Raw genomic sequence first — 13,766 nt, forward strand, 5'->3', positions numbered from 1 at the left:
TCCGCCGGTGTGCCCGGCGGACGGCTCTCGCCCGCCACCCGCAGTGCCCTCGCCTCGGCCGGCCTCGACCCGGACGGGGTGGTGGCCCTGGTCGGCCGCGCGCTCGTGGAGGACCTCCCGGTCTGGGAGGAGAACGAGGTGACCGGCCAGATCGGCGCGGTCGACGCGACCTCCGAGGCGACGGTCGACCCCGCTCTCGTCGGGCACGGCGCCATCGTCTCGCGGGCCGCGGGCGTCGTCGCCGGCCTGCCGGTCGCCGCCGCCGTCTTCGAGAGCCTGCTCGGGCCGGCCGCGACCGTCACCCTGACCGCTCGCGACGGCGACCCTGTCCCGCCGGGTACCACGGTGGCCTACGTCAACGGGCCGGTCCGCGGCCTGCTCACCGCCGAACGTACCGCGCTGAACCTGCTGTGCCACCTGTCCGGGATCGCCACCCTGACGCGGGCCTGGGTCGACGCGGTCGCCGGCACCGGCGCGATGATCCGCGACACCCGCAAGACGCTACCCGGCCTGCGCGCGCTGGAGAAGTACGCGGTGCGCTGCGGGGGCGGGGTGAACCACCGCATGTCGTTGACGGACGCAGCCCTGATCAAGGACAACCACGTGGTCGCGGCGGGCGGCGTGGCGGCGGCGTTCGCCGCGGTGCGGGCACGGTTCCCCGGGCTGCCCGTCGAGGTCGAATGCGACACCGTCGACCAGGTCGCGGAGGCCGTCGATGCCGGATGTGATCTCATCCTCTGCGACAATATGTCGCTGGCGGACCTGCGAGCCGCGGTCCAGCTCGCCCGTCCGGCCGGGGTGCGGCTCGAGGCGAGCGGCGGCCTGACCCTGCGAACGGCGGCGGCGGTGGCAGCCGTCGGCGTCGACTATCTCGCCGTCGGCGCCCTGACCCATTCGGCGCCCGCTCTCGACCTCGGCCTCGATCTCGCCCTGGACCCCGATCATCGCCCGGGATCGGCCACCGCGGGCCCACCGATCGAGGATCTGATCGTGGAGGAATCCTGATGCTGCTCGCCATCGACGTCGGTAACACCAACACCGTCGTCGGCGTGTTCKAGGGTGAACACCTCGCCGACTCCTGGCGGGTGCGCACCGACCCGCAGGCGACCGCGGACGAACTGGTGCTTCTCTACCGCGGCCTGCTCGGYGAGTACCAGGTCACCGGTGTCTCGATCTGCTCAACCGTTCCCGCCGCGCTTCGAGCGCTGCGCCGGATGGTGGTCCGGGCCTTCCACGACATCCCGGTCGTCATCGTCGAACCGGGGACGCGGACCGGGGTTCCCATCCTCATCGACAATCCGAAGGAAGCCGGCGCGGACCGCATCATGAACACACTCGCCGCGCACCACCTCTACGGCGGGCCGGCGATCGTCGTCGACTTCGGCACCTCGACGAACCTGGACATCGTCTCGGCACGCGGCGAGTTCATCGGCGGAATCTTCGCACCGGGCATCGAGATCGCGCTGGACGCACTCGCGTCCCGGGCGGCCCAGCTCCGTAAGGTGGAACTGGTCGCKCCACGTTCCGTCATCGGCAAGAGCACGGTCGAGGCACTCCAGTCTGGCATGATCTACGGCGTCGCCGGCCAGGTGGACGGCCTGGTACGCCGCATCCGGGCCGAGCTGGACACGGATGCGGTGGCGATCGCCACCGGGGGTCTCGCGTCCGTGGTCATCAAGGAAAGTGAGACCCTTGACCGTCACGAGCCCCATCTGACACTCATCGGCCTGCGTCTCGTCTTCGAGAAGAATATCTGATCCGGTCCCGACCGATCCCGACCGATCCCGACCGGGCTCGTTCGGGCTCGTTCGGRCTGCCTTACGGCGACCAGGCTAATTACGACGATCGTGCATCTCCGGGGCTTCGGCCGGTCCAGCGGATTAGGCAACCGACTCTGCCGAGCGACAGCCACCGGGTTCGACGGACCGCCCTCCCGCGACTCGGTTACGATTCCGTGCCATGCGGGACCGAATCTCGGGAACACAACCCGGCGTATCGTCACATCCCGGCAGCGGATACTTCACTCATCCCTTTCTTGTCACCGCGATGGCAGCATTCTTGTTCGCCGCGGTTCCGATTACATACGGTTGGAATGATCCGGCTTCGGCCGGTCCGCAGCCCCGTACCCTGGCCGTGCTGGGCGACTCCTACTCCTCGGGAGAGGGCAATCCCCCCTTCGACTCGCTGGCCCCCCGGTGCCGGCGGAGCAGCCAGGCCTGGCCACGACTACTGGGCGGTATGGGATCGGGGGTCACCGTCTCGCTGTTCGCCGCGTGTTCCGGAGCCACCACCGGCGCCCTACACGAGTCATTCAAGGGCGAGAAACCCCAGCTGGCCCAGCTACGTGCACTGGGCCGGGCCCCGGACGTCGTCACCATCACCATCGGCGGCAACGATGCCGGATTCGGCAGAGTCATCTTCAGTTGTTATGCGTGGAGATGCTTCTGGGATGGCAACGACCGCCGCGAGCGCGATCTTGTCACCAAGGAACTCCCGGGTGTCCTGAGCGCCAACTACACGGCGGTGAAGGCCGCCGCCCCGCATTCGCGGATCATCGTGGTCGGCTATCCCTACATATTTCCGGACAACCAACTCAACAACATCTGTACCTGGCTGACCAACAGGGAACGTCGACAGCTGACGAGGCTGAACAGACAGCTCGACCRGGTCATCAGAAAAGCCGCGTCGGATGCGGGAGTGGAGTTCGTCTCGACGGATCGGGTGCTACGCGGTCACGAAATCTGCACACCGGACCCGTGGGTGGCTCCGGTCAATCTGTTCGGACCGACACGTGATCTGAGCGCGCACCCCACCATGCACGGGCAGCAGGCCATCGCCGAGGCCGTCCAGCGCCATCTCGCCATGGACAGCTGGTGACGCGGGCCGACCATCCCGGCAACCGCGCGATGTCGAACCACTCATGATGCCGACCCRATGACTCGTGGGCATAGCACTGATGGCGACTCCAGTTGACGCCAGACATGAAGTTAGGCTTACTTAAAGTTATGCTCATGCTCACGCTCACGCCACTCCGCGGGAGATCCCGCACCCTGGCACAGCTACGCCCGGCCCAGCCGCGACACACCTCCCGGTCCCGGCAGTGAAGCAGTCGGTGAACGAACGCCGCACCGGCTCGGCGGCGTCCCCGGCGGCGCCTTCCAGGGAGGTGGCCCCCGAGGGGACGGCGCCGGAATTCTCCGGGGGTACCGTTCAGTGCGCCGAACCGCCGTTCGAGGCGAGCCTGCGGGACCTCGCCGAGGTGCTGGAGCCACGCGGTGTGCAGTTCGGGATGCCGGACGGCCCGGGCTGGGCCGACTGTGCCTTCCTGACCGGGCCAGCAGGCGTGGCCGAGGCCTTGGCCCGGGTGGGCGACACGCACGGCGCCAGCCCGGAGGTCGCCGCGAGCTACCTGGCGAACTGGTACTCGGCGAACGTCGCCGCCCCGGCCATCGCCTGTTTCGTCCTCCTGCACCGGGTGCCGGCCCTGACCCCGGCGACGATGTCCCTGCGCGTCCTCGACGGCGGCTGGTTCGACCAGACCGCGTTCCACCGACCGGCCATGACCGTCCTGGCGGATGACCCGATCGCGGGGGGCGCCACCGCCGGAGACGGGATGAATGCCCGGATCGGCGTGGTCGGGGACGTCGCCGCGTTGCGCGGTCGCCTGGTCGAGGAGGTGCTCGCGCATCTCCAACCGTTCGTCGAGGAGCTGCGGGGACGGGTCCGGCTCGGCCTTCCGGCGCTGTGGGGTGCGGTGGCCGCGCAGTGCGCCCGCGCCTTCCTGCTGACCGAGCGCGCGACCGGCGATCCCCACCTCGGCCGAGTGGAGGCCGACGCCTTCTTCTCCCGGGCCACGCCCACCATCCGGGCCCGGCCCCGTTGGCACGAGTTCGTCCACCACGGCCGACGGTACACCGGCATACGCCGTGRGTCGTGCTGCCTGGCCTACCGGCTTGGTGACGACTACTGCACCTCGTGTCCCTTTACTGGTGACCAGGATCGCGAGGAACGGCTGCGCGCCTGGATCGACACGCAGGGCAATGGAGGCCTTGCGGTCTGAGAGCCACCCGAAGTACAGCCCGAGTATGCGCACGTAAAGTAGTTACTCGCGAGATGCAAGCAAGATCCGTCGCCGAAACTCCCCAGGGCGACGACAATGAGTAACATTGACAACGCAAAACGATATACATGTGAGTTGAATCACAACAAGATGCACCTCCTCATCCACTACCGTCGGTAGCATCGGTGAGGAGGCTCACCGAGGTGGGACGCACCGCCTGGCGCGTCCCGCCGCACCGTACGTCCGACCGGAGACGTCGCGAAGCGGGTGGCGTCGCGAAGCGGGTGGCGTCGCGAAGCGGGTGGCGTCGCGAAGCGGGTGGCGTCGCGAAGCGGGTGGCGTCGTTCTGCTCTTGGCGGAACGACGTGACGGAGTCATGGCTGGTCGGCCACGGTTGCATTAGACGTCTCCGCTGGACGGCCGGCACTTGCGCCGGTCCGCCGCCCACGACGATGTGGGCGGTGCCGGCGGGTAGGTTTCTGTTCGATGCGTGAGGACATGCCTCGGCGGAGCTAGCATGCGGATACCGGCTGTCGTGTGGTCGGTCRCAGCTCGAAGGAGCGCACATGTTCGAGAGATTCACCGACCGGGCACGTCGGGTCGTCGTCCTGGCCCAAGAAGAGGCCAGGATGCTCAACCACAACTACATCGGGACCGAGCACATCCTGCTCGGCCTGATCCACGAGGGCGAGGGCGTCGCCGCCAAGGCTCTCGAGTCCCTCGGCATCTCCCTTGAGGGTGTGCGGTCACAGGTCGAAGAGATCATCGGCCAGGGGCAGCAGGCACCGAGCGGGCACATCCCGTTCACGCCGCGCGCGAAGAAGGTCCTGGAGCTGTCGCTTCGGGAGGCGCTGCAGCTCGGTCACAACTACATCGGCACCGAGCACATCCTGTTGGGCCTGATCCGCGAGGGCGAGGGTGTCGCCGCTCAGGTGCTCGTCAAGCTGGGTGYGGACCTCAACCGGGTGCGGCAGCAGGTCATCCAGCTGCTGTCCGGTTACCAGGGCAAGGGCGAGACCGCCACGTCCGGCGCGCCCGCCGAGGGGACCCCGTCCACCTCCCTGGTGCTCGACCAGTTCGGCCGCAACCTCACCGCGGCGGCGCGCGAGTCCAAGCTCGACCCGGTCATCGGGCGCGAGAAGGAGATCGAGCGCGTCATGCAGGTGCTGTCGCGCCGCACCAAGAACAACCCCGTCCTCATCGGCGAGCCCGGCGTCGGCAAGACCGCCGTGGTCGAGGGGCTGGCGCAGGCGATCATCAAGGGCGAGGTGCCCGAGACCCTGAAGGACAAGCAGCTCTACACCCTCGACCTCGGCGCTCTGGTCGCCGGTTCCCGCTACCGCGGTGACTTCGAGGAGCGGCTGAAGAAGGTCCTCAAGGAGATCCGGACCCGCGGCGACATCATCCTGTTCATCGACGAGCTGCACACGTTGGTCGGCGCGGGCGCGGCCGAGGGTGCCATCGACGCGGCGTCGATCCTCAAGCCCATGCTCGCCCGGGGTGAGTTGCAGACCATCGGCGCGACCACGCTCGACGAGTACCGCAAGCACCTGGAGAAGGACGCCGCTCTTGAGCGGCGGTTCCAGCCGATCCAGGTCGCGGAGCCGTCGGTGGCGCACACGATCGAGATCCTCAAGGGGCTGCGGGACCGGTACGAGGCGCATCACCGCGTCTCGATCACCGATGCCGCCCTGGTGGCGGCGGCCTCCCTGGCCGACCGTTACATCTCCGACYGGTTCCTGCCGGACAAGGCGATCGACCTGATCGACGAGGCGGGTTCGCGGATGCGCATCCGTCGGATGACCGCCCCGCCGGACCTGCGCGAGTTCGACGAGCGCATCGCCGCCGTCCGCCGGGACAAGGAGTCCGCGATCGACGCGCAGGACTTCGAGAAGGCTGCGTCCCTGCGGGACAAGGAGAAGACCCTCCTCTCCGAGAAGGCCAAGCGGGAGAAGGAGTGGAAGGCCGGCGACATGGACGTCGTCGCCGAGGTGGGCGACGAGGAGATCGCCGAGGTGCTCGCGATCTGGACGGGCATCCCGGTCTTCAAGCTCACCGAGGAGGAGACCGCGCGCCTCCTGCGCATGGAGGACGAGCTSCACAAGCGCGTCATCGGCCAGYAGCAGGCCATCAAGGCCGTCTCCCAGGCGATCCGGCGCACCCGCGCCGGGCTGAAGGACCCGAAGCGCCCCGGCGGCTCGTTCATCTTCGCCGGCCCGTCCGGTGTCGGTAAGACCGAGCTGTCCAAGACGCTCGCCGAGTTCCTCTTCGGCGACGAGGACGCGCTCATCCAGCTCGACATGTCCGAGTACATGGAGAAGCACACCGTCTCGCGGCTGGTGGGTTCCCCGCCCGGCTACGTCGGCTACGAGGAGGGCGGCCAGCTCACCGAACGGGTCCGGCGCAAGCCGTTCTCGGTGGTCCTGTTCGACGAGGTCGAGAAGGCCCACCCCGACGTCTTCAACACGCTGCTGCAGATCCTGGAGGATGGTCGCCTGACCGACTCCCAGGGCCGGCTGGTCGACTTCAAGAACACCGTCCTGATCATGACGTCGAACCTGGGCACCYGGGACATCTCCAAGGGCCCCGGCATCGGCTTCGCCACCGGCCAAGGCGCCGTCGACTACGAGCGGATGAAGGCGAAGGTCCAGGACGAGCTCAAGCAGCACTTCCGGCCCGAGTTCCTCAACCGGATCGACGACATCATCGTCTTCCACCAGCTGTCCGAGGCCGAAATCATCCAGATCGTCGATCTCATGCTGGCYCGGGTGGACGCCCAGCTCAAGAACAAGGACATGGCTCTCGAGTTGACGTCGGCCGCCAAGGCGCTTCTGGCGAAGAAGGGGTACGACCCGGTGCTGGGTGCCCGGCCACTGCGCCGGACGATCCAGCGGGAGATCGAGGACGTCCTGTCCGAGAAGATCCTCTACGGCACGCTCAAGYCGGGCGAGATCGTCGTCGGGGATGTCGAAGGCGACGGTGACGAGGCGAAGTTCGTCTTCCGCGGCGAGGCGAAGCCGAACCAGGTGCCCGATGCCCCGCCGGTCGATCTGGCCAAGTCCAGCGAGTAGGCGGTCGGGAATTCCGTGCCGCCTCCCGGGAGGCGGCCAGTCCGGTGACCCGGCGAGGGCCGGACGCGATGGCCGGAGTAGCCCCGCGGCTGCTCCGGCCATCGCAGTCTCGGCCGCGTAGCCGGGCTGGTCGCTCCAGAGCTGGAACACGTTCGTTCTCTCACACATCGCTCGGTCGCACCGCTCGATCGGCGACCGGTAACAGAATATGGGAAAATGTCAGCCACCGGGTAACCACCTTGCCGGCCGGGGCATCCGGCGAGATCGGGTCCGGTTGCCGGCGCAGGCACGAGCACAGGCACAACTTCATCGCCCCGAGGACGATTCGGACTGCTGGTTCGGCGAACGGGAGAGCTCCGCTGGTGACTGGTAGTCCCGACGTCGCGCTCGGCGTTCACCTGACCTTCGGCTCCGATCCCGCCACGTCCATGGTCGTCTCGTGGCTGACCCGAACGGCCGTCCCTCGGCCCCAGGTACGGTTCGGTCCGGCGGCTGGCGGATCTACCGGCTCGGTGACCGCGCTCACCCGTTCCTACACGGACGCCCTGACGAACGAGGTGGTCTTCGCCCACCATGCGCACCTGTCCGGGCTCCTGCCGGCTGCCGACTACCGCTATGACGTGGGTCATGACGGGCGCTGGGGCTTGGCCCACGGGTCGTTCCGCACGGCTCCGCGGCATCGGGCCGCCTTCAGCTTCACCTGCTTCGGCGACCAGGGCACCGACGAGCCGCACGATCCGTACGGCTCGGCTGCGTCACGCCACGTGATAACCGGAGTGGAACGCCTCGCGCCACTGTTCAACCTCGCGAACGGTGACCTGTCGTACGCAAACCAGCGCACGGATCCGGTTCGCGCCTGGTTCGACTGGTTCGCGATGATCAGCGCCTCCGCCCGGTTCCGGCCGTGGATGCCCTGCAACGGCAACCATGAGACCGAGCGGGGCAACGGAGCTCTGGGGCTCGCCGCCTACCAGACCTACTTCGCCCTTCCCCAGCACGACGAGGAGGCCTACCTCGCCGGGCTCTGGTACGCGTTCACCGTCGGCGGCGTGCGGTTCGTCATGCTCAGCGCCGCCGACGTCTGCTATCAGGACAGCGGGCGGGTCTACCTCCATGGGTACAGCGCCGGCCGGCAGACCTCCTGGTTGAGACAGACCCTCAAACAGGCCCGCGCCGATCCCGGTATCGACTGGATCGTCGTCGGCATGCACCACGCCGCGGTGTCGACCGCGGTGGAGCACAACGGCGCCGACCTCGGTATCCGGGAAGAATGGCAGCCGTTGTTCGACACCTACGAGGTGGATCTGGTGCTCTGCGGCCACGAGCACCACTACGAGCGCACTCATCCGCTGCGCGGGGTCGTGCCGGACAGCGCGACCCGGACTCCCCGCCCGGCCCCCGGCGCGACGACGCCCGCCCGGAAGACCGCTGACGGAGCGGGCGCCGCGGCCGGTGACGGGGCCGGTGACCTGCTCGACACCTCGGCGGGCACCGTCCACCTGCTCGTGGGCACCGGAGGATCCTCGTCGCCGTCCGCGCACGCACTGTTCGATCCACCCGCCTGCTGGGTCATCGTCGGCGTGCACGAACAGGATCCCGGCCGGTGGCATCGCCAATCGGTCCGGGCGAGAGAGGACGCGCCCTGGCTCGCCTTCCGGGCACCGGAGCATCCATACGCCTTCGCGGCTTTCGAGGTGGATCCAGGTGAACCGGGCGGCTCGACGAGCATCCGGGTGACCGTGTACGACTCCAGTGCACCGACGCCGGTCCCGTTCGACCGGTTCACCCTCGTCCRGCCACGCGCCGACGCGGCCGTGCCCACCACCTGACCGGCCACCCGACCGAGAAGCCGTCGGACGGTGCGAAGCGGGMCGGTTCTGATCGCCCTTCCGGCGGGAGCTCAGGAATCGTGCCACGACCATGACAACCTCGATCTCGACCGAAGACCGTTCACCGCTCGCATCGTGTGACGGTATTCAACGTCAGATCCGCCCCCGGGATAGCGTCACTCGCTGTGAGATCCGTCGGATTATTGGCGCCGGAACCACCGCCGCTGCACCGATCAGCTCGATGGATCCCGCCAATTCCGCGAACAAACCGCGCCCGCGCGGTGGCGGGCACATCCGGGACGACGAACGAGCCGAATAACATCATGTCAACATCATGGATACAACGGCGACCCACCAYGCGACGAAAGGACGACCGCGGAAGTTCACCGGCGCACGCGTATACCGGCGGCGCGGCAGCGGGCACTACAGAACTTCGTCGGGGGTACGACCCTGGGCCCGGTTGCCGATCCTTCCTCGGGCGGGAGCGACGGCACACCCCACGGAAGGATCGCAACCGACGGGCCGGCAGCGATCGCAAGGCCGATTTTTCAGGACTCCTCTGGACATCCACCAGGCGCCAGGAATATTTTTCCGCCAGCACGCCACAATTCACCGGGATAGCACGATCAATGCCCGGCTGAGGGACCGCCGTCTGGGGGGCGACCATTGGCTGAGAAGCAGCGAGCGGCCAGGGGGCTCCTGCCCTCAGGCCCACCCGCTATGACCAGGATTTTCGGACGGGACCAGCATTACGCGGCCCGGTATTACGGTCCCCGGAAGAAAGTATCACCGGCGGGTGCGAGCGGATTTGAAGACGCCYGGGAAGGCGTCGCCGCCGGATCCGTCGTCCTCGGCGCTTGTCGCGGCTGGCACGTTCAGCGACGCCGCCGGGTCCGGCGGAACGGGTGTCTACCGTGATCGATCACCTGGGGACGTCGATGGCGCGGTCCGGCCGGGCGGCGGAGGCAACGCGGCTCGACCAGATGATCTATGCCTGGCCGCGCCGAAGCAGGACGGGTGGCGAGGGTCACCTCCCGGCGGCGAGCTCCCTGGGCTCCACGGTGACCAGGTCCTGGAGCGGGCTTCTCGCCGGCGAGGTCGAGCTCGACGAGAGCCGGGTCCCCCACCCACCGTCGGCGCTCGCCTACCTCATCCGATCTCCGGATCATCCCGAGGCGCCGGATCATCTTACGGCGAGGGATCCGCACCGCATCCCGGAGGCGGCGCTCGTGCACCGGATCCGGATCCCGGAACGCGGCGGCGACAGCCGGGCTCGGCTGCGTGCCCACATCCTGATCGGCCGGGCGGACTATCTGACCGAACGGGTGGGGCTCGCGTTGTACGCGGCGGGTGGGGTCGTGGTGGGGAACTCCCGCACCATCCCGCGGCTGGCTCCCCTGCACCTGCGCGACCTCACCGCACGCCGGCGGACGGGCGAGCGGACCCTGCGCCAGTCGGCGCGCGCGGGGGTGCGGCGCGATCGGCTCGTCACGCTCATCGCGACGGTATTGGCATGGTCGCGGGCCGAGCGTCCCTTCGTGGTGGCCCACACCGGTTCGGATGAGGCGCTCATGCTGATGTGGGCCCTGGTGGAGATCCTCGAAGGCGTTCTGCCCTACCGGCTGACCTTCTCCACGCATGCGACCACCGTCCCTTCAGGCGCCACCCCCTCGGGCGCGCGGCACACCGACGAGCCAGGCCCGCGGTTCCTGTTTGTCCCGTTCGAACCAGAGTGTGCCGGCAACGGGGAGCCTGCCGCGATCCACGTGGATCCGCGGGTCGGGCCGGACGCTCCACCGATCATGACCGCCGCCGCCCGGCTGCTCGTGGACCTCCACGGCCGCGGTGGGATGCGGGGAATCGGCGACCTGCTGGCCCTGGTCGGTGACGAGATGTTCGACCCGAGCCGGCCGGAAGCCTGGTGCCGGCGGGTGATGGAGAACGGGGTCGAGAGGACCACCGCGCCGCCGCCCGGCGGCGACCTGKCCACCCTCGCGGATACCGCGGGTGCTCCGCGTACGGGCGTCCCGGGTACCGCGAGTGGTTCGGGTACGTCGGGTCCCCCGGATCCGGCACCCCTCTCGACCACGACCGATGCCGTCGGCCTGGGACACTCGACGGCCCCGGCCGCGCCGGGCGATCCGGCACCGGCAGCGACGACAGGCGCCGGAGCGCTCGCCGTCCGCGAACACCTCCGCGAACGGTACGAACGCCTGCGGGCTTCGAACTGGTCGAGCTCCGCCGAACAGGGCACGGCCGCGGACCCCGTGCGCCGTCTTTTCACCGCCCTCATCGAACCGGTAGGTCTGCCGGCGGACCTGGCGAGCGTGGAGCGGCTGCGCGGTCAGTTGCGCCGGGTCGCGGGGCTGCTGGCCGGCCCCGTCGCCGGCCCGGGCGGCGGGCTCGTGCCAGCGGCCCGGGCAGCGGGCCCCGGGCCCCGGGAACGGTTGCGCGAGGAGATCGTCGGCGTCATTCTGGGCCGGCTGCGGGAGGAGGAGCCGGCCGGCCGGATGATCGACAAAATCTCCAACGCGGTCGCCAACGCGGTCTCCGAGGAGCAGCGCCAGGTCGAAGGAACAATCTCCGCCCTCGCGGACGAACTCGCCGCGTTGCGGGTTCCTTCGCCCGCACAGGTCCACGACGAGCCACCACGCCGGGACGAGCCACTGCGCCAGGCAGTCCCGCTGCTCGCGGTCGCCCTGGAGTCGATCTTCTCGGGATACCGGATGACCTCCGCGCGCGACAACGCGATCCGGCTGGCCACGGAGACCGTCGAGGCGCTGCGCGCCGCCCGACCGGACCACCTGTCGGCGTCGCCTACCGCTGCTTCYCGACCCGCCCGACTCCCCGTCACCGTGCGCCGCGTCCCCCGACCTGCCACGCCGCCGCCCGCCACCCCGGAATCGGCCACCGCGCAGCCAACCGATCCGGGCCCAGGGGAACGGCGGCACCTGGAACGGCTGGAACGGGACGCGGGGAACGCCGWCATCCGACACGTCGCGGAGGCGTATCGGCAGGAGTGGTCGTACTGGGACGATCGTCTGCACCCGATCGACCGGCTGCTCGCCGCGTTGGGCGTCCCGCTGGGTATCTCCCTCAGCGACGCGGCGTACGACCCTCTCGTCGATCCGCTCGAGTCACCCACCGAACTCCGCGAGCTCGCCGCGCTACGTGACCTGCTGCACTGCACCCTGCCGCAGCGCGGCGAGCCCGCCCGGTCTCCTCTCGGAACGGTCTCTCAACGCCCACCCGGCCACCGTACCGATGTCCTGGCCCGCGCCGCGAGCGACGTCACTCAGGCCATCACTCGACGGCTGGCCCCGGACGCCTACCAGAGCGACCACGACCGCGCCGCCTACATCGACGCGGTGCACCGCGCGGTGACGACGATGCAGCGCGAAGTCGTGGAGATGTTGACCCGGCTGGTCGCGGGGCTCGCCGCGCTCGCGATCCCGGCGGCCGCGGTAGACCCCGCCGTCTGGGCCGGGCGCCGCATCGATCTGATCCATCAGACGCTGCGGGCCCTCTTCGACCTGTTCGGCCTGCCCGAGGGTTTCGAATTCGCCAGAGCCCTGGCAGACGAGGTGGTGACAGGCGCCGCACCGACGGGTGGCGGGTCGCGGTGGCCCCCGGAGTCGGCCGCGGCGAAAGTCGTGCGTCTGCTGCGCGAAACCCATGCCCGGGGAGCTGATGCGTTCCGGCTGCTCGTTCTCTACGCCCCGGGATGGCATACCGCCGAGGACATCCGCGATGACATCGCCTACGCGGGGGCCTCCCCGGTCGGGCCACCCGGCCGGCCCACGTCGCGGGCACATGAGGCGGAGGTACTCGGAGCCGGTGCGCGCCCGTATTTCGAGCGGTTGGTCGCGGTCGAGGCCGCGTCGGGACGAGGCGACGGGCCGCTGATGCAGACCGTGCGGCGCATCGCCGGCCTCTACCTGCCCGGCGCGTCCCACGAACCCGGTCCGCCAGGAGCACCAGGAGCACTCGAGAACGATCTACGTGTCCTGGGTGCGGAGCTCACCGCCCGCATTCCGCCGACCTGGCCGGATGGTCCCGATCCGGCGATCGCCTTCCTCCGAGCCTGCCAGCTTGGCCAGCCGAACGCGGCCCGCATCTTCGGGCTGTTGGTCCGACACGTTCCGAACTGGGACGACGCCTGGGATCTGCACGAGGTTATCCGCCGGGACGGTGCCCCGGGCCAGGAAACCGCCCATCCGGAGGAGGGGCCGTTGACGGGTCCGGAGTTGGCCAGAGCGGCGGAGAGGTACTTCCGCCGAACAGTGCGGGGATCGGAGGCAGATCACCCCTTCCCCGCCGACCTGGAACGCGTCGTGCGCCGGCTGGTGGCGCTCTACCTCCCCGACGACCCGCGGCTGCGGGCCGCGAGCGAGCTGCCCGGCTTCGTCGAGAGCCAGGTGATCGCCGCGATCGGCCGACCCGCACCGCTCAGGCGCCGCCGCCTGCTCCCGTGGCGCGCCACGACCGCCATGACCACCAGAGTCGCCGTGACCGCCGTGACCGCCGTGACCGCCGTGACGTTGTGCCTGACCCTGATGATCTTCATCACCGTGACGCGTTGATGCGGCGGCGAACAATCACCGTCTCGCGCCCCCCGATACGGGCCGTCACCGTTCATCGGAGGCATCCTTCGTGGCGCCCGCCTCTCGGCGGGGCCGCCCGGGCGTCGGCCCTACTCGGCCGCGCCCAAGTCTGGAACAATGCTCAGCACTTGTGTCAGTGTCGCGACACATACCCGGTCTCTTCTGAGTTGATGCCTTTAGGTATGAAGGAAGACGGCTGGCG

The 13,766-nt window shown here is 69.3% G+C and carries 7 protein-coding genes; all 7 read left to right on the plus strand.

The window, feature by feature from the left end:
* Positions 1-9 precede the first annotated feature (9 nt).
* Positions 10-1,005, plus strand: coding sequence for a carboxylating nicotinate-nucleotide diphosphorylase (gene nadC, locus Manayef4_RS00845; RefSeq protein WP_236707286.1), 996 nt, complete (start codon positions 10-12; stop codon positions 1,003-1,005).
* Positions 1,005-1,757 (plus strand): type III pantothenate kinase, encoded by a 753-nt coding sequence (locus Manayef4_RS00850; RefSeq protein WP_070130289.1) that lies wholly within the window; start codon positions 1,005-1,007, stop codon positions 1,755-1,757. Before nadC ends, Manayef4_RS00850 begins: the two co-directional genes overlap by 1 nt.
* A 202-nt stretch (positions 1,758-1,959) precedes the next feature.
* Positions 1,960-2,877 carry an SGNH/GDSL hydrolase family protein gene (locus tag Manayef4_RS00855; RefSeq protein ID WP_070130290.1) on the plus strand — a complete coding sequence of 306 codons (918 nt, stop codon included), beginning with the start codon at positions 1,960-1,962 and terminating at the stop codon, positions 2,875-2,877.
* 235 nt (positions 2,878-3,112) lie between these two features.
* Entirely contained in the window at positions 3,113-4,060 is a 948-nt protein-coding gene (locus Manayef4_RS00860) for a (2Fe-2S)-binding protein (protein ID WP_070130338.1), read from the plus strand.
* Between the two features lie 566 nt (positions 4,061-4,626).
* Positions 4,627-7,131, plus strand: a complete 2,505-nt coding sequence (locus Manayef4_RS00865; protein ID WP_070130291.1) for an ATP-dependent Clp protease ATP-binding subunit — start codon at positions 4,627-4,629, stop codon at positions 7,129-7,131.
* A 68-nt stretch (positions 7,132-7,199) separates the two neighbouring features.
* Positions 7,200-8,960, plus strand: a complete 1,761-nt coding sequence (locus Manayef4_RS00870) for a metallophosphoesterase family protein (protein WP_070130292.1) — start codon at positions 7,200-7,202, stop codon at positions 8,958-8,960.
* Positions 8,961-9,874: 914 nt separating this feature from the next.
* Complete coding sequence (locus Manayef4_RS00875; RefSeq protein ID WP_139139945.1) at positions 9,875-13,543, plus strand: hypothetical protein; 3,669 nt, start codon at positions 9,875-9,877, stop codon at positions 13,541-13,543.
* Positions 13,544-13,766: the final 223 nt, after the last annotated feature.

This window comes from Frankia sp. CgMI4, assembly GCF_001756285.1.
GTDB classification, from domain to species: Bacteria; Actinomycetota; Actinomycetes; order Frankiales; family Frankiaceae; genus Frankia; species Frankia casuarinae.